This is a genomic window from Sphingobium sp. (genome assembly GCF_033795625.1).
Classification (GTDB): Bacteria; Pseudomonadota; Alphaproteobacteria; order Sphingomonadales; family Sphingomonadaceae; genus Sphingobium.
Map to the genome: position 1 here is coordinate 95,452 of NZ_JARYGI010000001.1, position 19,405 is coordinate 114,856.

The following is a 19,405-nucleotide window of genomic DNA, read 5'->3' on the forward strand; positions in this document are numbered from 1 at the left end:
TCTTAGCTCCCGCTGACCCAGGCAGCTACCTCGGCCGCAACCTTGTTCGCGGCCTGATTGATCGGCGCGCCTACGCTCACCGCATCGATCGTGCCCACCGGCACGCTTGCGGAGAAACGCTTGCGCTTCACTGGCGCGCCGCCGCCGGGCGCCAGCGTCGCGTCGTAGGTCACGACCGCCATGTTGGTCTGGGCGTCGATGCCGAAATCGATCAACTCGCCTAGCAGGCGCGTACCGGGATCGGTGCTGTACTGACCGGGATCGAGCACGATGGTGTTGCCGCCTGCGGCAATCGTCTCGGTCAACAGATGCTGGAACATCTGGCGCGGACTATCCACCCACTGCGCGTTCTGGACATAGGCTACCGACGTCGCGTTCACCTGAACCGGCACGCGCACCGTATCCAGCTTCTTGGGCGTCTCGGGAGCCAGCACCGTGATGCTCGTGCCCGAAGCGCCGCTCCGCTCCGTCCCTGCTGCGACGCGCGCATCCGGGCTGAGCGAGAGCAGTTGCGCAGGCGGCTTGCTCCCGAACGACACGCAAGCGGAGAGCGACAGCGCCGCCAGCACGGGAAAAATGATCGTCTTGGCGGTCATCGGATGAACCCTTCTCATGGCTTGTAGTCCGGCAGCTTGGGCGATCCGATCAGCGATCCGGCCCCCTGCTGGTCCAGTTTCTCGGAAATAGCACGGAATGAGCGCGTCATTTCGCGCAGGTCGCGCACCAGCAGCCCCACTTCCGGCATCGTCTGTTGCGAGAATGCGCGTACGCCCGGCTGCGCTTCGGCCACCGTCTTGTCCAGCGTGTCGATGCTGCGGCTGGCCGACTGGATCGTCTTGCGCAGATCGCCGATCAGCGGACGGCCCTGTTCGTTGAGGAGGCTGTTGGTGGTCGCCGTCAGCTTCGCGATCTCGTCAGCGGCCAGGCCGGCCTTCTGCACCATCACGCGCGTCTCGGCCAGCGTCGCCGCAATCTCCGGTCCCCGGTCAGCGAGGTTGCCGGAAAGACGATCCACGTTCGCCAATATGCCCGAAATGCTCTGCTGGTTCTTGTCGCTCAGCATCTCCGTCAGCCGCTCGGTCAATGTCGAAAGGCGCTGGAGCAATTGCGGCGCGCTGTTCAGCAGTTCACCGAACGCGCCGGGCTTGGTCGGGATTACCGGCACGCCATCCGGGCAAGCCGCCGCCGTGTTGGTCTCTGGACACACGATGGGGGGGGCGCCCTTGACCGCGCCGTCCAGCACGATTTCCGACAGGCCGGTGAAGCTGCCCTGGATGGTCGCGGTCGTCCCCTGAAGGATCGGCGTTCCTTCCTTGACGGTGATCCGCACCTTCACGAAACCGGGATCGCGCTTCCACAGCTCGATGTCCTTGATCTGGCCCGATGGCACGCCCGCAAACGTGACCGCGGACCCCTTGGCAAGGCCGTTCACCGACTGCTTGAAGTAAATGTCATATTCAACATCGTCGCCCCCGGCCACGCGGGAGAACCAGAAGGCGGCGATCATGATCGCGGCGAGCAACAGCAGCACCACCGATCCCACGAGCACATTGTTAGAGCGTGTTTCCATAGCCTACTGCCTTTCCGCCTGCGCGCCGCTGGCCAATTCCCGCTTGGGCTTCTGCTGCGCGGAGACCGCGGCGCGCCCGCGCGGTCCATTGAAATATTCCTGAATCCACGGATGGTCCGTCGCCAGAAGTTCCTCGATCGTGCCGACCGCGATCACCTTCTTGTCGGCCAGCACCGCCACTCGGTCGCAGATCGAAAACAGCGTGTCGAGATCGTGCGTGATCAGGAAGACGGTAAGACCCAGCGTCTGCTGCAACTGGCGCGTCTGCTCGTCGAAGGCTGCCGCACCGATGGGGTCGAGGCCCGCCGTCGGCTCGTCGAGGAACAACAGGTCCGGATCCAGCGCGAGCGCCCGCGCCAACCCGGCACGCTTCTTCATGCCCCCGGACAATTCGGACGGATATTTCGGTCCCGCATCGTTGGGCAGTCCCGTCATCCGGATCTTATACGCGGCAATCTCGTCGCGCAGTTTCGCGCCGATGTTGGGGTAATATTCGCGCAACGGCACTTCGACATTCTCGGCAACCGTCAGCGTCGAGAACAGCGCACCACCCTGGAACAGCACGCCCCAGCGCTTGCGGATGGCCAGCGCCTCGTCATCGTCTAGCCGCCCGATCATGGATTCGCCGAACACGTTCACTTCGCCGGCATCGGGCGTCTGCAACCCGATGATCGAGCGCATCAGCACCGACTTGCCGGTGCCCGATCCGCCCACGACGCCCAATATCTCCCCTTTGCGCACATCGAGATCGAGATCCTCATGCACGGTCTGCTCGCCGAAGCTGTTGCGCAGGCCGCGTACCGATATCGCGATATCGGATGACTGGACTGCTTCCTCCAGCCGCTGCTCGGCTTCCAGGGCGGCTTCTTCCTCGGGCGTCATATCCACCCCACCCAGGTAAAGAAGACCGCGAAGAACGCATCCAGCACGATGACGAGGAAGATCGCCTGCACCACCGCAGCGGTGGTGCGGTTGCCGACTTCCTCGGCATTGGCCTTGACCTGCATCCCCTGGAAACAGCCGCAGATCGCGATGATCAGTCCGAAAACCGGCGCCTTGATCATGCCGACATACAGGTCGGTGATTGGCACCACTTCGCGCAACCGCTGCACAAACGTCACCGGCGGAATGTCCAGCGCCACGGCGCACAGGAACCCGCCGCCGATGATCGCAACGATCGACGCGTAGAAGCCGAGCAACGGCATCATGATGATCGCCGCGATCACGCGCGGCATCACCAGCGCCTCCATCGGCGACACGCCGATGGTACGCATCGCGTCGATTTCCTCGGTCAGCTTCATCGTGCCGAGCTGCGCCGCAAAGGCCGATCCCGAACGCCCCGCCACCATGATGGCCGTCATCAGCACGCCAAGCTCACGGAAGGTCAGTCGCCCGACCAGGTTGATCGTCATCACCTCCAGCCCGAACTGGCGCAGCTGCACCGATCCTTGCTGGGCGATCACGATGCCGATCAGGAAGCTCATCAATCCGATGATCGCCAGCGCAGAAACGCCCACAACTTCAAGCCGCTGAACCACAGCATTCATGCGCAGACGGCGCGGATGCTTGATCAATGTCCAACTGGCCACCAAAGTCGCGCCGAAGAAGCCGAGCAAGCCCACCATGGTATTGCCCGCCATCCGGGTCGCCGCGCCGATTTCCCCCAGCACGCGCTGGAGCGGCGGCGTCGGATCGGGCCGAATCGCCATGGGTTCATCGTCACGGCCGACTTCGGAAATCAGCCGCGTGGCGTCCTCGCTGGCGCCAACGATCTCCGCCTTGTGGCGCGCGGCGAAGCGATGCACCGTCCATGCACCGATGGTGTCGATATGGTCGACTTGCGCCATATCGATGCGAGCCACTGGGCGGCTGATCGCGTCCAGCTGTTCGGGCAGGTCGCCAAGGTGCGCGACCGCCAGATTACCTGACAGGTGGACGACCGTGCCATCGTCGCGCGGATCCTCCTGAAGATTGGCTGGCTGCATCATGTGGCTGGATTACTGGTCCATTATCGGTTGCACGGCAAGCCGAAACGGCCCATCTGAGAGACAGAACGTGATCTAACGAGGAAAGTTTCGGAAGCGGCATGGAGATAGCCTCCTCCCCGGGTGACATGAAGCCTGTGCAGGTCCAGCGCAAACTCGCCATCTACGACATGGATCGCACCATTACGGTAACGGGCACCTACAGCGGCTTTCTGATGCACATCGCGCTGGCGCTTTCCCCTTGGCGGCTGATTTTCCTGCCCCTCGTGCCGCTCGTCATGCTCGCCTACGTCCTACGCCTGATCGACCGGTCGCGGGTGAAGGAATGGAACCAGGCGTTGATGATCGGGTATGAGGTCCGGCGCGAGGCGCTGACGCCGCATCTCAAAAGCTACGCGGAAAAGGTGATCGCCAACAACGTCCGCAAGGACGCCCTGATCCAGGTGGGGCAGGACAGGGCAGAGGGATATCATCTCGTTCTCGCCACTGCCTCCTATCGCCTCTATGTCGAAAGCATCGCCGAAAGCCTGGGCTTCGACACCGTCATCGCGACCGACAATCTGAGCCAGGACCTCAGCTATGTCCGCGCTCGCATTGCAGGCGAGAATTGCTATGACGAAGGCAAGCTGCGGATGATCCAGGCATGGATGGCCCGCCACGGCATCCCCCGGACCTCGACTCACATCCGCGCCTATTCCGATCATGTTTCGGACGCGCCGATGCTGGCCTTCGCCGATGAGCCCTATGCCGCCAACCCGCACAAGCCGCTGGCGAAATTGGCGCTGGAGAAGGGATGGCCGCGGGTGGATTGGGCATGAGGCATTCCCGCGTCTTCCGCTCCGTCGCGCATCCGGCAAGCCTGGTGCTGCTGATCACATTTGTCGCCCTGATGGTCGCGGCGGGGCTGCGGTCGGCCCCCGGCGTGCTGATGGTGCCGCTGGAGCTTCACTTCGGCTGGAACCGGGCGACCACCTCGCTGACGGCCGCGATCGGCATCTTCCTGTATGGCCTCGCGGGACCTTTCGCCGCTGCGCTTATGCTGTCGTTCGGCATCCGGCGCACGATGATCGCGGGCCTGTCCCTGATGGCCGCCGCTACCTTCGTCAGCCAATGGATGACGGCCTCCTGGCAGTATGTCGCAACGTGGGGCGTGCTCTCCGGGATCGGCAGCGGGGCCATCGCCACGGTGCTGGGCGCCGCAGTCGTCAACCGCTGGTTCGCAAAGCATCAGGGCCTCGCCATGGGCCTGCTCAGCGCCAGCACTGCCACGGGCGCGCTCGTGTTCCTGCCGGTTCTCGCCTGGCTCACGCGGGAGGGCGCATGGAAGCCGGTCGTGCTGGCGGTCAGCCTCGCCTGCATCCTTCTCATCCCGCTCGTCGCCTTCTTCATGCCCGAGCGCCCCGGCGATGTCGGAGCAACTCGCATCGGCGAAACGGCGGAAAGCGCGCCGCCGTCCCCGATCAAGCAGGCCCGCACCGCCGGAGGCGCGATCTCCGCGCTTACCGCTGCCGCGCGCGTGCCGATGTTCTGGCTGCTGTTCGGCACTTTCTTCGTCTGCGGCCTGACGACGAACGGCCTGATCGGCGTCCACATGATCGCCTTTTGCGGTGACCATGGGATCGCAGCGGTTGCGGCCGCCGGCCTGCTTTCAATGATGGGCTTCTTCGACCTGATCGGCACCACGGCCTCGGGCTGGCTCACCGACCGCTACGATCCGCGCAAGCTCCTGTTCGTCTATTACGGTCTGCGCGGCCTGTCGCTGATCGCGCTGCCCTTCCTCGATTTCGGTCCGGCCAGCCTAACGGCCTTCGCCATCTTCTACGGTCTCGACTGGATCGCAACGGTGCCGCCCACGATGAAGCTTGCCAACCAGACCTTCGGCGAACAGGCGGCGCCGATCGTGTTCGGCTGGATCATGGTCGGCCATCAGCTTGGCGCGGCCACCGCCGCTTTCGGCGCGGGCGTGGTCCGCGAACAGACCGGCAGCTACCTTCCCGCCTTCATCGCAGCGGGCGCTTTTGCGATAGTGGCAGCGATCGCCGTCATTGCAGGGCGGCCGTTCTCAGGCGAAGGACGCAAGCCTGCTTTCAATATCTGAGCCGTTACGGCTTTTGCCTCCCGGATCGTTCCCCCGGACATAGGCAGCTCTTGCTGACCCTGTTGCATGTCCGGGAGGCCAAGATGCTGGATCGCCGTTCCTTCATGGCCACCGCCGCGACCGCCGGCGTGCTGGCGCCCTCCGGCGCAGCGGCCTTTGCTGCCTCCATGCAACCGGCAGCCATGCCTGCAACGGGCCTCTACGACAGCAACGAAGACGCCTATTGGGCCGCTCTGCGCAAGCAGTTCCTGATCCCCGAAAACGTGGTGAACCTCAACAACGGCACCGTCGGATCGTCGCCCCGCCCGGTGTTGAAGGCGGTGTTCGACAGCTACGAATTGACCGAGCAGATGACGCAGCCTGCCTCGGAGGACTACCCGATCTGGGGATACGGCCCATGGGTCGAGTTCCGCAAGCCTTTCGCCGATTTCATGGGTGCGTCCGTCGATCAGATGGCGATCCTGCGCAACTGCACCGAAGCCAACAGCTATGTCGCCAATGGCTTCGACATGAAAGCGGGCGACGAAGTGCTGATCAGCGACGAGGAGCATGGCAGCGGCGAGCAGCCCTGGAACCTGCGCGCCAAACGCTACGGAATCATCGTCAAGAAATTCGCGACGCCCAAGGCTCCCAAGGGTCCGGACGAAATACTCAACCGCATCAACGATGCGATCACGCCGCGCACCCGGATCATCTTCGTCAGCCATATCAGCACCGCGACCGGCGTAATCCTGCCTGCCAAGCAGATCGCTACGCTGGCCCGCTCGAAGGGGATTATCTCCGCTTTCGACGGCGCACATGTGCCCGGCATGATGGCCGTGAACCTCAACGACATCGGCTGCGACCTTTATACCGGGTCTATGCACAAATGGCTGTTCGCGCCGAAGGGCACCGGGTTCCTGTACCTGCGCAACGAGGATGTGATGAACCGCGTCTGGAATACAGTAGCGACCGGGGGGTGGGACGACCCGACGCGCAAGGCGGACCGCTACATGCAGATCGGGTCGTCCAACATCCCGACGATGATGGGCCTCAATGCGTCCGTTGCCTTCGCCCAGTCCATAGGCATCGACCGGATAGAGCGCCGCCACCGCTATCTTGCCGACTATCTCCATGCGGCCATGGTGGAGCGAGGCGCGCAGTCGTGGACCTCTCCCGATCCCGCCATGCGCTGCGCCATCGCTACCGTGAACGTCCCGCCGGTTTCCCGCATGGAATTGCAGGACTGGCTATGGAAGACGCAACACATCCGGGTGCGCGGCGGAGAGCCAAGCAAGCTGCGCCTCTCAACACCTTATTATCTCTCGAAGGCCGACATCGACCGTTTCCTCGAACAGTTCGACGCCTTCCGGAAGATGAAGGGAATCGCCTAACCTACCGCCTGCAAAGCCTGCGCGAAATCGGCGATCAGGTCGTCCGCGTCCTCGCAACCGATGGATATCCGCACCATGTTGTCGCCGATATCCAGCGCCTTCTTGCGCTCCGCCGGGACCGATAGATGCGTCATCGCGGCCGGGTGGCTCGCCAGCGTCTCGGTGCCGCCCAGGCTGACGGCCAGCTTCGCGATCTTCAACGCATCGAGAAACGCAAAGCTCTCCGCCTCGCCGCCCTTCAGGTACAGCGAGAACGTCGATCCCGCGCCGGTGCAATGCCGGTCGTAAATGTCCTGCTGCCGGGCGTCCGATGGAAAGCCCAGATAGACGATCTTCTCCACCTGCGGCTGATCGCGCAACCATGCGCAGACCTTCGCCGCATTCTCGCCCGCGCGGCTCATCCGCAGTTCCAGCGTTTCAAGGCTCCGCAGCAGCATCCATGCGCTATGCGGGTCCAGGATCGTGCCGATGGTATTGCGCATCATCCTGATCGCGTCGACCAGCTTCTGTTTGCCGAGCGCGCCGCCTGCCACCAGATCGCTATGGCCGCCCGCATATTTTGTGAGGCTGTAGACGACAAGATCCGCGCCATGCGCCAGCGGCTTGTGCCACAGCGGCCCCAGGAACGTATTGTCGATGACGATCGGCGGTTGATGCGCTTCGCCCGCAAACAGGAAGTCGCGCCGCGCAACTACCGCTTCCACGTCCACAAGCACGTTGGTCGGATTGGCGGGGCTTTCCAGATAGATCATCGCGACCCGGCCCTTGGCCTGCGCCGCTTTGACCACCGCGCCGATATCCTCCTCCGTCGCGCCCGCAGGGAAATCCATCCATTGCACCCCGAACTTGCCGAGGATGCGCCCGATCAGCCCTTCGGTCGCGGCATAGAGCGGCGCGCTGTGAACGATCACATCGCCCGGCTGCACCAGCGCCAGCAGCGTCGTCGCAATGGCGGACATGCCGCTGGAAAACAGCAGCGCATCGTCGGCATCTTCCCAGACGGCAAGCCGATCCTCCGCAATCTCCTGATTAGGGCCATTGAACCGCGAATAGATGAGTCCCTCCGAGCCACCCGGCCGGATACCAGTGACACCTTCGAAGTGCCGCTTGCCCGCCGCCGCGCTCTCAAATGCGAAGGTCGATGTGAGAAAGATCGGCGGCTTCAATGATCCCTCGGACAGCGCCGGGTCGTAACCATGACCCATCATCAGCGTCGCAGGTTTGAGCTTGCGCCCGCTGATCTCCATGATGTCGGGCTTGGGACGGCGACGCGTAGTCGCACCGGTCAGTTCGGCTTCATTGGTTTCAGGAGTTTTCGCGATTTCGTCCGCCATGTCCAACCTCTCGGCGCACAGGAAGCGCGCTGTAATAATGTGACGCTATTTTGAAACCTTATTCCCCACGGCCGTCAACCCCCGGCTGTCAAACGCCTTCGCAATCCTCCAGTTCCTAATCGGCTTTCAGGCCGATCAGCGATATCTGCCGCCCATATCCCGCCTCTCCATTCAGGCAGGACCGGCGATAGCTGTAGAAGCGATCAGCCTGGCGACAGGTATCCTCGCCCAGCACCTCGACTTGGCCCACTCCTGCGGATGCGAGGCGCGCCGCCACATAGGCTTCGATGTCGAACATCCGGTGTCCCGGCTTTCCCACGCCGAAGAACCGCTCGTTCGCGGGATCGGCATCCTCGAACCGCAGCGCAAAGTCTTCCCCGACTTCGTAGGACCGCCGCCCAATGCATGGGCCAATAGCGCAGGCGATCCGTCCCCGATCCGCCCCCAATGCTTCCATCGCCGTGATTGTCCGGTCGGTCACGCCATGCAGCGCACCCTTCCAGCCGGCATGCGCCGCACCTACTACGCCTGCCTGCTCGTCCGCGAACAGCACTGGCACGCAATCCGCCGTCAATATGCCCAGCAGCAATCCCGGCCTATCCGTCACCAGCGCATCCGCGGCAGGTCGGGCGTCCTCGGCAATGGCCTCCGCGACCGTCACGACATCGGGGGAATGCACCTGCCGCACCGTCACCAGAGCCGCACCAGCCAACACGGCGTCACGCGCCAGGTCGCGATTGCGCAGGATAGCGGCGCGATCGTCATCCGATCCCAGCCCGACGTTCAGCCCGGCATACAGCCCGGTCGACACGCCACCGCGCCGCCCCAGAAACCCGTGCGGCACGTTGCCAAGAGCAGCAGCCTCAATCCGTTCGACGCTCATGTAAATCCTTCCGGCAGCGCCCAGTCCGGGTGAACGAACGCCATCACCTTGAACAATGTCCCCATCTGGTCCGCCGAGACGAGCCGCATCCGAGCGGCCGTGACATCCTGCGCGCGGTCCGGAGACTGCCGCGCCAGTTGCGCCGCCCGCGCATCGATCCCGAGCATCCCCAGAAACTCGCCCTGCGCCACTGGTCCTAGCACCTTCAATCCCGCCTGCCGCGCCATGTTCCCGATCAGCGTGAAGTCGACATGTGCGGTCAGATCGCTTTCCCCGACATCGGTAAAAGGATCGGCATGCGCGTGTCCCCGGACCGCCTGCAAAGTATCTCCCAGCGCGGGACCCTCATAGCCATAATCGACGATCAGCGCGGCCCCGCCCTGTTTGGCAATGCGGTTAGCCAGCGCCAGCGCCACCGTCGCCGCCGCGGGCGACACCTCCACGATCGAGCCAATGTCGGCATCCGCCAGCGCCGACGGTACAGCCGCCTCCATCGCCCGATATCCCGCCATCGGTGCGAAGCGGCCATTCTCCTCCGCAATCACCACGCGCTCGCGCCAGCCATTGGCCGTCCGCACCATTTGCCGCACTGGCAGCGCATCGAAGAACTCGTTTGCCACCGCCAGCAACGGCCCGTTTTCCGGCAACGTGTCCAGGTCTTCATGGAACTGAACGGTCGGCAGGACAGCCAACTGGCGATCCCGCAACACGGGGCTCGTTTCGACGAAATGCGGTTTGGGCGCCAGCGCCGCCGCCTCCATCGCCCGCAGCGCGTCGACGGCCAACGTCCCACGCCCCGGTCCTAATTCCACATATAGCGCCCCGGCGCGCCGCCCCGACCGTTGCCAGACGTCGGCAAGGCACAGCCCCAGCAACTCCCCGAACATCTGGCTGATTTCCGGTGCGGTGATGAAATCCCCGGCTGCACCCAGCGGATCGCGCGTACCGTAATACTGCGCATTGGCCTCGGCCATATAATGCGCGACCGATATCGGCCCGCCCGCTTCGATCTGCCGCCTCAGTCTTTCCCCCAATGCCAGCTTGGGGAAAAGCGCGTCATCCGACACTGGCGCTTCCGGCCGTCGACTCGATACGCTGGCGGCGGCCCTTCGCGGTCGCGATGAGGTAGATGCCGCCGACGATCATCGGCAATGTCAGCCACTGCCCCATATGCAGGCCGCTTTCCTGCGCGAACTCCATCAACTGCGCATCGGCCTCGCGGAAATATTCGACGAAGAACCGTGCCAGACCATAGCCCAGCAGGAATATGCCCACCAGCTTGCCCGGCTGATAGCGCGCCTGCGTCTTCCAGAAGGCGAACCAGAGGACGGCGAACAGGACCAGCCCCTCCAATCCCGCCTCATACAGCTGGCTGGGGTGGCGGGGGTCGGGACCGCCCGTCGGGAAGATGATGGCCCACGGCACATCGGTCGCCTTGCCCCACAACTCGCCATTCACGAAGTTCGCCAGTCGTCCGAAGAACAGTCCGAATGGCACGCAGCAGGCGACATAGTCATGCACCCGCAGCCAGTTCAGCCCCTCCTTGCGCGACAACCACAGGATGCCGCAGGTCACGCCGATCACCCCGCCGTGGAACGACATGCCTCCGTTCCACAGCTTGAAGATGTCCAGCGGGTTTTCCAGTATGCCGGGCTGGTAGAACAGCACATAGGCCAGTCGCCCGCCGACGATTATGCCCAGCGTCGCGTAGAAGATCATATCGTCGGCATGCCGACGCGCCATCGGCGAGCCGGGCTGCGCGATCAGCTTCAGCAGATACCAGTAGCCGATCAGGATCCCGGCAAGATAGGCGAGACTATACCATTTCAACGTGAAAAAGCCGAGGTCGAGCGCCACCGGATCGAGACCCAGGCTATTGAAGTCCAGATGCGCGGAAGCAGTCGCGGCAAGCAGGTGTATCAAGACTTTTCCCCGTTTATATGCGCCTGACCGGAGGCAACCCTAGCGCCAATAGGTGGCGCAATGTCATCCTCAGAACGGAACTTCGTCGTCCAGGTCATTGCCGAAGTTCGGGCCGCTGGAGCCTCCACGTGCGCCACCGCTGCTGCTGCGACCACCGCCGAAATCATCGTCATAGCCGCCGCTGCTCGCGCCGCCGCCCCAATCGTTGCCGCCCGAACGCGCGCCGCCGCCATAGCCGCCCCCGCCGCCCTGACCACCGCCGGCACCGGGCGCACCGTCCAGCATCGTCAGTACCGAGCCCAGGCCCTGCAGCACGACTTCGGTCGTGTAGCGGTCATTGCCCGACTGATCCTGCCATTTACGCGTGCGAAGCTGGCCCTCGATATAGACCTTGCTGCCCTTGCGCAGGAAACGCTCGGCAACGCCGACCAGCCCTTCGGAGAAGATCGCGACATTGTGCCACTCGGTCCGCTCCTTCTTCTCGCCGGTTGCGCGATCCTTCCAGTTTTCCGAGGTAGCGATGCGGATGTTGCACACCTTGCCGCCATTCTGGAAGGATTTGACTTCGGGGTCCGCGCCCAGATTGCCGACCAGAATGACCTTGTTGACGCTGCCTGCCATGTTGATTCCCGAAAAGCTCTGCAAAAGCCGTTCTTATAGGCAGCGCGTCTTGTCGAACAAGGCGAAAGGCTAATGCAGCCCTAAAGCTGTTGCGATCCAGAAGGTGATGCCAGCCGCGCAATATGCGAGCGCGAACAGATAACCCACCATGAACGCCGGCCAGCGCCAGCCATTGGTCTCCCGGCGTGCGACGGCAATGGTGGAAATGCACTGCGGCGCGAACACGAACCACGCCAGGAACGCCAGCGCAGTCGGCAACGACCAGCGCCCCTGCAACCGGTCGCCGAGCGAGCGCTCCAAGGCCGCCTCGTCGTCATCCGCTTCCAGCGAGTAGACCGTTGCGAGGGCCGAAACAGCGACTTCCCGCGCGGCCATGGCGGGGATCAGCGCCAGCGAAATGTCGCGATTGAAGCCGATGGGCTCCATCACGACGTTCAGGCCACCTGCGATCCGCCCGGCGATGCTGTAATCCACGGGCGACACCGTGCTGCCGACCGGAGGCTTGGGGAAACTGAGCAGCAACCAGAGGATCACCGTCGAAGCGAAGATGATCGTGCCTGCCCGCTTCAGGAAGATCACGGCGCGCTGCCACAAGCCAATCAGGATGTCCTGCACCCGCGGCCATTGATATTTCGGCATTTCCATCAGGAAGCCGCTGCTCTTCCCCTTGGTCACCGTCATCCGCAGGATCAGCGCCACGACAAACGCGCCGATGATCCCGGCAACGTAGAGGGCGAACAGGACGAGCCCCTGCAGCCCGATGCCCGGCCCTATGGTCCGCGACGGGATGAAGGCGCCGATGATCACCGCATAGACGGGCAGCCGCGCCGAACAGGTCATCAGCGGCGCAATCAATATCGTCGTCAGGCGGTCTTTAGGATCGCTGATCGTGCGCGTCGCCATGATACCGGGAACGGCACAGGCGAAAGATGAGAGCAGCGGAATGAAGGCCCGCCCGGAAAGCCCTACGCGCGCCATCAGCCCATCCATCATGAAGGCGGCGCGCGTCATGTAGCCGGTCGCCTCCAGCATAAGGATGAAAAGGAAAAGGATCAGGATCTGAGGCAGGAACACCACGACCGATCCCACGCCGTTGATGACGCCATCGACCAGGAAAGATCGCAGCAGCCCGTCCGGCAGGGCCGCAGTTACAGCGTCTGATCCCGCAGCCGCCCAGCCCTCGATCATCGCAATGGGCGCTTCTGACCAGGCATAGACGGCCTGAAACATCACGAAGAGCAGCGCCAGCAGCACTATCAGTCCCAGCACCGGATGCAGCGCCACCCTATCCACAGCAGCGGTAAGGCGACGCGAGGGCGTCTCCGCCACGATAGCGGAGCGGGCGATCCGCCGCGCCTCTGCCCGCCGCGCGTCGAATCCGACATCCTGCTGTGGAGCACGCAGCGCGCGTGGACTGCCATCCAGCAGACCATCAAGCGCGCCGCGAAGGTGATCCAGCCCCCGCTTGCGCACGGCCACCGTTGCGATAACCGGAACGCCAAGATCGCGGCTAAGGATATCCGCATCGAGTTCGAGCCCATCGCGGGTGGCAAGATCGACCATGTTCAGGGCAACGATCGTCGGCAGACCAAGTGCAATCAGCTCCAGGGCAAAGCGCAAGTGGTTGTCGAGATTGGACGCGTCCACCACGATCACCAGTGCGTCGGGAAGGCGCTCGCCCTCCTGCCGCCCCAGGATCACATCGCGCGTCACCTGTTCGTCCGGGCTGGTGGGGTCCAGGCTGTAAGTGCCGGGCAAGTCCACCACTTCGACCGGGCGTCCATCCGAAAGCGAGATGCGCCCCGACTTACGTTCTACCGTTACGCCGGGATAGTTGCCCAGCTTCTGCCGCGCGCCGGTCAGCGCGTTGAACAAAGCGCTTTTACCGGCATTGGGGTTGCCGACCAGCGCCACCAGCGGAATACTGGTCATGCCGCCGGTGCGTCCGGCCCGCTACGCACATCGATGGCGGCCGCATGATTGCGGCGCATGGCGATCGTCATCCGTCCCACCTTGCACGCGAGCGGTCCGCGGCCAAGCAGTCCTCCGCGGTGCAGCGCTTCGATACTGGCGCCCTCGCAAACGCCGAATTCGCGCAGGCGCTGGCCCTCCGCTTCGGACAGTTGCGACCAGTCTACGCTATCGACATAGCCGGGCTGACGCAGAGGATAGAGGTGCAGTCGCAAGAACAGGGGCCTTAAGAACGGAAGGACTGCGACTGATTATCAATAACCGCGCAGTTGCGCCAGTGGGAATGATCAGCGGGTCAGATCGCCGGATAGCGTAGGCGACCTATGAAGCGCGCGAGACTGAGGCGACGATCCGCGGCAGGCAGGAGATTGGCTTTCGCCTTCTCGAACCGCATGATCCCATCGATCCGGCGAGAGAGGAAGGCGCGGGTATCCGCATAGGCTTCGCTCTCGTCGTCAATGAACGCAAGCAGCGTAGCCAGATAGACGCCGCCCAGAATCGCCCGCTTGCTATAATGATTATAATCGGTTGCCACATCGCCAGCGAGCCGCCACATCACATCCGCAGCACGCCAGCCCAGCTGTGTGGAACGCACGAGGTTCTGCGGCATCGCAAGCACTGCCAACGCCCGGCGCAGCGATTCGCGATCCCGCGCGAGCAAGTCCAGCCGCGCCTGGATCAAGGCGGTGATACGCTCACGGATTTTCATCGTCCGCAGTGTCTCGGCGGGCAGGCGGGCCGCCATCCGGGCATCGATATCCGCGAACCACGCATCGATCATCGCCACCGATCCCTTGGCAAAGGCCAGTTCCGCAATCGCCGGATCGACGCCAGCCTGCTCGGCTGCATTGATGACTGCCGTGTTGCGCCAGCCATCGAAGGCGGCATTGCGTGCAACCAGCGGTGCCAATGCACTGCGCAGTTCATCCAGGGTCGGGTCTTCGGGCAAATCGATCATGGCCGCAATCTAGGCGCGCGCAGGAAGGCGGACAAGCACCAATGGCGGCGCGCGACCCACAGCCTGACCATTCGACGCCCGACATGCTATTGAAACAGGCATGCACCGTTCCTAGCTGACAGACCGTTGCAATTCCGTTGCATTTTGCAACCATATGAGGAGCCGCTGCATGCCTTCACCTAGCCTTTTCGACCCGATAGCCCTTGGCGCAATCCGGGCGCCCAACCGCATATTGATGGCGCCGCTGACACGAGCCCGCGCCACGCGAGAGCATATTCCGACGCCGTTGATGATCGACTACTATGCGCAGCGCGCCAGCGCCGGCCTCATCATCACCGAAGCGACGGGCATCAGCCGCGAGGGTTTGGGATGGCCTTTCGCCCCCGGCATCTGGACGGATCAGATGGTCGAAGCGTGGAAGCCCGTGACGGAGGCAGTGCATGGAAAAGGCGGCCGCATCGTCATGCAATTATGGCACATGGGCCGCATCGTTCATCCCCATTTTCTTGGCGGCGAAGCGCCAGTCTCCGCCAGCGCCACGACTGCCCCCGGCCAGGCGCATACCTATGCGGGCAAGCAGGCGTTTGCCGAGGCACGCCCTCTGGACGTTGCCGAGATTCCGCGCCTGCTCGAAGATTATGCCCACGCAACACGCAACGCGCTGCGGGCAGGGTTCGACGGCGTCCAGATCCATGCCGCAAACGGCTATCTGATCGACCAGTTCCTCCGGAGCAACAGCAACCTGCGTACCGACGACTACGGCGGAAGTCCCGAAAACCGGGTGCGCCTGCTGCGGGAAGTGACGCAAGCCGTGGCGAACGAAGCAGGCGCGGACCGTACCGCAGTCCGGTTGTCGCCAAACGGAGAAACCCAGGGCGTGATAGACGCAGATCCAGCGAGCGTGTTCGGGCTCGCTGCCGATGCCCTCAACGACATCGGCATAGCGTTCCTGGAACTACGCGAGCCCGGCCCGGATGGAACGTTCGGCCAGACGGATCAGCCTCGCCAGTCGCCGATCATCCGGCAGCGGTTCAAGGGGCCGTTGGTGTTGAACAGCGACTATGACAAAGCGCGCGCGCAAGCGGATCTGGAAAGCGGCCTGGCCGACGCCATTGCTTTTGGCCGACCGTTCATTGCCAATCCGGACCTGCCGGAGCGCCTGTCGAGAGATGCGCCGCTTGCCGAGGCTCCCATGGCGACATGGTACAGCCAGGGTCCCGAAGGTTATATCGATTATTCGACGCTCGATAAGGCGGCAGCCTGATCATCTTTCGGCCAGCTCGCTCACCATGCGGGCTGGCCGAACCTCACGCAAATCGTTCCTTGAGGGCGAGCATGGCTATGGCGGCCTTGGCTGCTTCGCCGCCCTTATCCTTCTCGGTCATTTTCGCGCGGGCCAGCGCCTGCGCCTCGTTTTCGACCGTTATGATGCCATTGCCGATCGCGATTCCGTCCATCGTCAGGGCCATCAGGCCGCGGGCGCTTTCGTTCGATACGACCTCGAAATGATAGGTTTCGCCGCGGATCACCACGCCGATCGCGATGAAGCCGTCATAGCGCCCGCTTTCAGCCGCCAGGGCGATCGCGCCCGGAATTTCGAGCGCGCCGGGAACTGTGAGCACTTCGTGCCGATGTCCCGCATCATCGAGCGCCGCAGCCGCGCCTTCTATTAGCATGTCGTTCAGATGATCGTAGAAGCGCGCCTCGACGATGAGGAACTTGGCCATGGCGGTAATCCTTGAAGCTCGAGGGAATTCAGTCGATCCGGCGTTCGCCGACCACTGCAAGATCATAGCCATCCAACGCGATCAGGCTGTGATGGCTGTTAGTCAGCAGGATCATATCATGCACGCCCAACTCTGCGAGGATCTGGGCGCCCACGCCATAGTCGCGTAGCTCGTCCATCTCGCCTGATGTCGCATTCTGGGCGGCCTTCATCTGAAAGAACCGCGTCAATGCATCCGGAGCATTCCGGTTGAGAACGACGATAAGCCCCGAACCCTCCTCACCTATGATCTGCATCGAACGCTGGAGCAGGCCGGATCTTGGTCCTTCCTCACCAAACGCGTCGGCGAAGGGCGAAAGCTGATGCATCCGCACGAGCGTCGGCTGATCGGGATCGACTCGGCCTTTCTGGAGCACGACCTGTTCCGTCTCGGTGGCTTTGTTGAAGAAGGTCAGGGCCTTCCACTCGCCACCCCAACGGCTGGTAAAGTTCACCTCTGCCCGCTTTTCGACCAGATGATCGTTCCGGCGGCGATAGGCGATAAGATCGCGGATCGTGCCGATCTTCATCCGGTGTTTGTGCGCGAAGGGGATCAGGTCGTCGAGCCGGGCCATCGTGCCGTCGTCCTTCATGATCTCGCAGATCACGCCGGACGGATTGAGGCCGGCAAGACGCGAGACGTCCACTGCCGCTTCGGTGTGGCCGGTGCGGACCAGCACGCCGCCCGGACGCGCCACCAGTGGAAAGATATGGCCGGGCGTCACGATATCGGCTGCGGTTTTGCCGCCGTCGATGGCGACAGCGATGGTGCGGGCACGGTCGGCTGCACTGATACCCGTGGTCACGCCTTCCCGCGCCTCGATGGAAACCGTGAACGCCGTTTCGTGGCGCGTGCCGTTGTGGCGGCTCATCAGGTCGAGACCGAGTTGCTCCACGCGCGACTTGGTGAGCGCCAGGCAGATCAGGCCGCGTCCGTGCGTCGCCATGAAGTTGATCGCATCGGGTGTCGCCATCTGCGCAGGGATCACGAGATCGCCTTCATTCTCCCGATCTTCATCGTCCACCAGGATGAACATGCGGCCATTGCGCGCTTCGTTGATGATTTCCTCGGGCGTCGAAAGCGCGGTGCCGCCTTCGCGACGCAGCAGATAGGCTTCGAGCTTTCCCAATGTATCCGCAGTGGGGTTCCAGTCGCTTTCGCCCAACCGCCGCAAACTGTTGGCGTGAAGTCCCGCTGCGCGGGCCAGTCCTGATCGCGACACGCCTCCGTCGGTGACGAGGTGACGGAGATTCTCGATCAATGCTGTTGTCATAATAGATGCCTAATGTCAGGGCGGAGCAGTACAGCGCCGAAATAATCACATTGAAGTGTGATTACAACAGGCAATAATCACATTGCGCGAACGGCCAGCATCCTTTGAAGGTAGCGCGCCAGCACATCGATCTCGATGTTGAGCGCCCGGCCGACTTCCAGCTGGTCGAACGTAGTCACCTCAGCCGTGTGCGGAATGACATTGACCCCGAATTGCACGCCGCCACCAGGCTGATCTTCTACAGTGTTCACCGTCAGCGATATGCCATCCAGAGTGATGGACCCTTTGGGCGCGATATGGGGAGCCACCGTGGGACCAGCGGATATGGTCACGCGTAAAGAACCGCCTTCATCCGTAACGTCGACGATCTCGCCGATCTCATCGACATGCCCCGTCACGATATGGCCGCCCAGCTCGTCGCCGATCTTCAGAGCCCGTTCCAGATTGAGCCGCCGCCCTTCGGTCCACTGGCCTTGCGCCGTGCGGGAGAGCGTTTCAGCGGACACATCCACGGCGAACCAGTCAGGCCCCTTCTCAACCACGGTCAGGCACACGCCCGAACAGGAAATCGATGCGCCGATCGCGACCGTCTCCATGTCGTAGGAGCAGCCGATGGTAAGATGCAGGTCGCCGCGATGTTGGATCGCGCGAATGTGGCCGATGTCTGTGATGATGCCAGTGAACATCCGCTTTCCCTAGGCGCTGCGATTGCGCAGGTAAACCTCAAGCCGATCCGGCCCCAGCATCCTGCTATCCTGAAGATGCCAGCGTCCGTGGGCGGCCTCCAGCCGGTCCAGGCCGATGTCGCCGATCGACGCCCGACCAGTGCCGATGAGGATAGGGGCGCGATACAAAAGGAGCCGATCCACCAGGTCGGCGCGCAGGAAGGCCGCCGCCGTTGCCGCGCCGCCCTCCACCATCACATGATCGACACAGGAAAGCTCGGAAATCTCCTGGGGGCCGCGGATAACCTGCCAGCCCTGTGGCGGCGCTCCGCTGCCGAGCATCAGGGGCTGGGGAGAGCGGTTTTCGAGCCCCGCCAGCCGCACATCGAGACGCGGCGAATCGGCTCGCACCGTGCCCGCGCCAACGAGTATGGCGTCATGGCGCGCGCGCTCCATATGCGTATGTGCGCGTGCTGCGGTGCTGGTTATCCATCGGCTCGATCCGTCAGCCAGCGCGATCCGGCCATCCAGCGATAGCGCCAGTTTCAGTGTCACATGCGGACGGCCCGTGGTCTGCCGCAGGAAGAAGCCCGCCATGGCGTCACGGGCTTCCATTTCCATCAGCCCCGCCTCCACGCGGATGCCGCGCGACTGCAGAAGGGCGATGCTCTGCCCATCGGTGCGGGGATCGGGATCGCGGGCGGCAATGACCACGCGTGCAATGCCTGCGCGGATCAGCAGGTCGACGCAGCGTGGCCCGCGTGGCGAAAAATGAAAGCAGGGCTCGAGCGTGACATAGGCGGTCGCTCCATGTGCGCGGTCAACCGCCTCCTGCAGAGCCTGCGCCTCGGCATGGGGACGCCCTCCAGCCTGCGTCCAGCCCCGCCCGACAATCCGTCCGTCCCGAACGATCAGGCATCCTACATTGGGATTTGGCGTCGAAAGCCCTCTGCCGCGCCCCGAAAGCGCGATTGCCGTGGCCATT

At 63.4% G+C, this 19,405-nt stretch carries 20 protein-coding genes; 4 read left to right on the forward strand and 16 right to left on the reverse strand.

Annotated features, from left to right (window positions below):
* Positions 1–2 precede the first annotated feature (2 nt).
* Genes QHC67_RS00505 through QHC67_RS00520 form a run of 4 tightly spaced genes read right to left on the reverse strand, consistent with a single transcriptional unit; the run spans position 3 to position 3,558 of the window.
* Entirely contained in the window at positions 3–614 is a 612-nt protein-coding gene (locus QHC67_RS00505; RefSeq protein WP_319289798.1) for an ABC-type transport auxiliary lipoprotein family protein, read from the reverse strand.
* A complete protein-coding gene (locus tag QHC67_RS00510) occupies positions 611–1,570 on the reverse strand; it encodes an MlaD family protein (RefSeq protein ID WP_319289800.1) in 960 nt (319 codons plus the stop codon). Before QHC67_RS00510 ends, QHC67_RS00505 begins: the two co-directional genes overlap by 4 nt.
* Positions 1,571–1,573: 3 nt before the next feature.
* Positions 1,574–2,452: an ABC transporter ATP-binding protein gene (locus tag QHC67_RS00515; protein WP_319289802.1), complete on the reverse strand. Its 879-nt coding sequence runs from the start codon at positions 2,450–2,452 to the stop codon at positions 1,574–1,576.
* Positions 2,449–3,558 carry an ABC transporter permease gene (locus QHC67_RS00520; protein WP_319289804.1) on the reverse strand — a complete coding sequence of 370 codons (1,110 nt, stop codon included), beginning with the start codon at positions 3,556–3,558 and terminating at the stop codon, positions 2,449–2,451. Before QHC67_RS00520 ends, QHC67_RS00515 begins: the two co-directional genes overlap by 4 nt.
* A 125-nt stretch (positions 3,559–3,683) precedes the next feature.
* Between QHC67_RS00520 and QHC67_RS00525 the strand changes: the two genes are divergently transcribed.
* The 3 genes from QHC67_RS00525 to QHC67_RS00535 are packed head-to-tail and all read left to right on the forward strand — an operon-like array spanning position 3,684 to position 7,026.
* On the forward strand, positions 3,684–4,373 hold the full coding sequence (locus QHC67_RS00525; RefSeq protein ID WP_319290051.1) for an HAD-IB family hydrolase: 690 nt from the start codon (positions 3,684–3,686) through the stop codon (positions 4,371–4,373).
* On the forward strand, positions 4,370–5,653 hold the full coding sequence (locus QHC67_RS00530) for an MFS transporter (protein ID WP_319289805.1): 1,284 nt from the start codon (positions 4,370–4,372) through the stop codon (positions 5,651–5,653). Before QHC67_RS00525 ends, QHC67_RS00530 begins: the two co-directional genes overlap by 4 nt.
* Before the next feature lie 50 nt (positions 5,654–5,703).
* Positions 5,704–7,026, forward strand: a complete 1,323-nt coding sequence (locus QHC67_RS00535) for an aminotransferase class V-fold PLP-dependent enzyme (RefSeq protein WP_319289806.1) — start codon at positions 5,704–5,706, stop codon at positions 7,024–7,026.
* On the opposite strand, the gene QHC67_RS00540 is transcribed toward QHC67_RS00535, so the two are convergent.
* The 8 genes from QHC67_RS00540 to QHC67_RS00575 all read right to left on the reverse strand — a co-directional run bounded on the left by QHC67_RS00540 (position 7,023) and on the right by QHC67_RS00575 (position 14,716).
* Positions 7,023–8,360 (reverse strand): cystathionine gamma-synthase family protein, encoded by a 1,338-nt coding sequence (locus tag QHC67_RS00540; RefSeq protein ID WP_319289808.1) that lies wholly within the window; start codon positions 8,358–8,360, stop codon positions 7,023–7,025. The two genes, QHC67_RS00535 and QHC67_RS00540, sit on opposite strands and share 4 nt — an antisense overlap.
* A 115-nt stretch (positions 8,361–8,475) precedes the next feature.
* Complete coding sequence (pgeF, locus tag QHC67_RS00545) at positions 8,476–9,243, reverse strand: peptidoglycan editing factor PgeF (protein ID WP_319289810.1); 768 nt, start codon at positions 9,241–9,243, stop codon at positions 8,476–8,478.
* On the reverse strand, positions 9,240–10,310 hold the full coding sequence (locus tag QHC67_RS00550; RefSeq protein ID WP_319289812.1) for a class I SAM-dependent methyltransferase: 1,071 nt from the start codon (positions 10,308–10,310) through the stop codon (positions 9,240–9,242). Before QHC67_RS00550 ends, pgeF begins: the two co-directional genes overlap by 4 nt.
* The gene (gene lgt / locus QHC67_RS00555) at positions 10,300–11,166 is read right to left on the reverse strand and encodes a prolipoprotein diacylglyceryl transferase (protein ID WP_319289814.1); all 867 of its coding nucleotides are present in this window, start codon (positions 11,164–11,166) and stop codon (positions 10,300–10,302) included. The genes QHC67_RS00550 and lgt overlap by 11 nt, the downstream gene beginning before the upstream one ends.
* A gap of 69 nt (positions 11,167–11,235) precedes the next feature.
* Complete coding sequence (gene ssb, locus QHC67_RS00560; RefSeq protein WP_319289816.1) at positions 11,236–11,787, reverse strand: single-stranded DNA-binding protein; 552 nt, start codon at positions 11,785–11,787, stop codon at positions 11,236–11,238.
* A gap of 69 nt (positions 11,788–11,856) precedes the next feature.
* Positions 11,857–13,719 carry a ferrous iron transporter B gene (feoB, locus tag QHC67_RS00565; RefSeq protein WP_319289818.1) on the reverse strand — a complete coding sequence of 621 codons (1,863 nt, stop codon included), beginning with the start codon at positions 13,717–13,719 and terminating at the stop codon, positions 11,857–11,859.
* Positions 13,716–13,973: a FeoA family protein gene (locus tag QHC67_RS00570; RefSeq protein WP_319289820.1), complete on the reverse strand. Its 258-nt coding sequence runs from the start codon at positions 13,971–13,973 to the stop codon at positions 13,716–13,718. The genes feoB and QHC67_RS00570 overlap by 4 nt, the downstream gene beginning before the upstream one ends.
* An 80-nt stretch (positions 13,974–14,053) precedes the next feature.
* Positions 14,054–14,716 carry a COQ9 family protein gene (locus QHC67_RS00575; RefSeq protein ID WP_319289822.1) on the reverse strand — a complete coding sequence of 221 codons (663 nt, stop codon included), beginning with the start codon at positions 14,714–14,716 and terminating at the stop codon, positions 14,054–14,056.
* 169 nt (positions 14,717–14,885) lie between these two features.
* On the opposite strand from QHC67_RS00575, the gene QHC67_RS00580 reads away from it, so the two are divergent.
* The gene (locus tag QHC67_RS00580) at positions 14,886–15,980 is read left to right on the forward strand and encodes an alkene reductase (RefSeq protein WP_319289825.1); all 1,095 of its coding nucleotides are present in this window, start codon (positions 14,886–14,888) and stop codon (positions 15,978–15,980) included.
* A 43-nt stretch (positions 15,981–16,023) separates the two neighbouring features.
* Here QHC67_RS00580 and ribH read toward each other — a convergent pair whose 3' ends face one another.
* The 4 genes from ribH to ribD all read right to left on the reverse strand — a co-directional run bounded on the left by ribH (position 16,024) and on the right by ribD (position 19,404).
* On the reverse strand, positions 16,024–16,443 hold the full coding sequence (ribH, locus tag QHC67_RS00585; protein WP_319289827.1) for a 6,7-dimethyl-8-ribityllumazine synthase: 420 nt from the start codon (positions 16,441–16,443) through the stop codon (positions 16,024–16,026).
* A 28-nt stretch (positions 16,444–16,471) separates the two neighbouring features.
* Complete coding sequence (ribB, locus tag QHC67_RS00590) at positions 16,472–17,755, reverse strand: 3,4-dihydroxy-2-butanone-4-phosphate synthase (protein WP_319289829.1); 1,284 nt, start codon at positions 17,753–17,755, stop codon at positions 16,472–16,474.
* A gap of 77 nt (positions 17,756–17,832) precedes the next feature.
* Positions 17,833–18,441 (reverse strand): riboflavin synthase, encoded by a 609-nt coding sequence (locus QHC67_RS00595; RefSeq protein ID WP_319289831.1) that lies wholly within the window; start codon positions 18,439–18,441, stop codon positions 17,833–17,835.
* 9 nt (positions 18,442–18,450) lie between these two features.
* Positions 18,451–19,404, reverse strand: coding sequence for a bifunctional diaminohydroxyphosphoribosylaminopyrimidine deaminase/5-amino-6-(5-phosphoribosylamino)uracil reductase RibD (ribD, locus tag QHC67_RS00600; protein ID WP_413818460.1), 954 nt, complete (start codon positions 19,402–19,404; stop codon positions 18,451–18,453).
* Position 19,405 lies beyond the last annotated feature (1 nt).

Coding starts and splice junctions, on each gene's coding strand:
- QHC67_RS00505 (WP_319289798.1), bottom strand. CDS start 614: ATGAGAAGGGTTCATCCGATGACCGCCAAGACGATCATTTTTCCCGTG.
- QHC67_RS00510 (WP_319289800.1), bottom strand. CDS start 1,570: ATGGAAACACGCTCTAACAATGTGCTCGTGGGATCGGTGGTGCTGCTG.
- QHC67_RS00515 (WP_319289802.1), bottom strand. CDS start 2,452: ATGACGCCCGAGGAAGAAGCCGCCCTGGAAGCCGAGCAGCGGCTGGAG.
- QHC67_RS00520 (WP_319289804.1), bottom strand. CDS start 3,558: ATGATGCAGCCAGCCAATCTTCAGGAGGATCCGCGCGACGATGGCACG.
- QHC67_RS00525 (WP_319290051.1), top strand. CDS start 3,684: ATGAAGCCTGTGCAGGTCCAGCGCAAACTCGCCATCTACGACATGGAT.
- QHC67_RS00530 (WP_319289805.1), top strand. CDS start 4,370: ATGAGGCATTCCCGCGTCTTCCGCTCCGTCGCGCATCCGGCAAGCCTG.
- QHC67_RS00540 (WP_319289808.1), bottom strand. CDS start 8,360: ATGGCGGACGAAATCGCGAAAACTCCTGAAACCAATGAAGCCGAACTG.
- pgeF (WP_319289810.1), bottom strand. CDS start 9,243: ATGAGCGTCGAACGGATTGAGGCTGCTGCTCTTGGCAACGTGCCGCAC.
- ssb (WP_319289816.1), bottom strand. CDS start 11,787: ATGGCAGGCAGCGTCAACAAGGTCATTCTGGTCGGCAATCTGGGCGCG.
- feoB (WP_319289818.1), bottom strand. CDS start 13,719: ATGACCAGTATTCCGCTGGTGGCGCTGGTCGGCAACCCCAATGCCGGT.
- QHC67_RS00575 (WP_319289822.1), bottom strand. CDS start 14,716: ATGATCGATTTGCCCGAAGACCCGACCCTGGATGAACTGCGCAGTGCA.
- QHC67_RS00580 (WP_319289825.1), top strand. CDS start 14,886: ATGCCTTCACCTAGCCTTTTCGACCCGATAGCCCTTGGCGCAATCCGG.
- ribH (WP_319289827.1), bottom strand. CDS start 16,443: ATGGCCAAGTTCCTCATCGTCGAGGCGCGCTTCTACGATCATCTGAAC.
- ribB (WP_319289829.1), bottom strand. CDS start 17,755: ATGACAACAGCATTGATCGAGAATCTCCGTCACCTCGTCACCGACGGA.
- QHC67_RS00595 (WP_319289831.1), bottom strand. CDS start 18,441: ATGTTCACTGGCATCATCACAGACATCGGCCACATTCGCGCGATCCAA.
- ribD (WP_413818460.1), bottom strand. CDS start 19,404: ATGGCCACGGCAATCGCGCTTTCGGGGCGCGGCAGAGGGCTTTCGACG.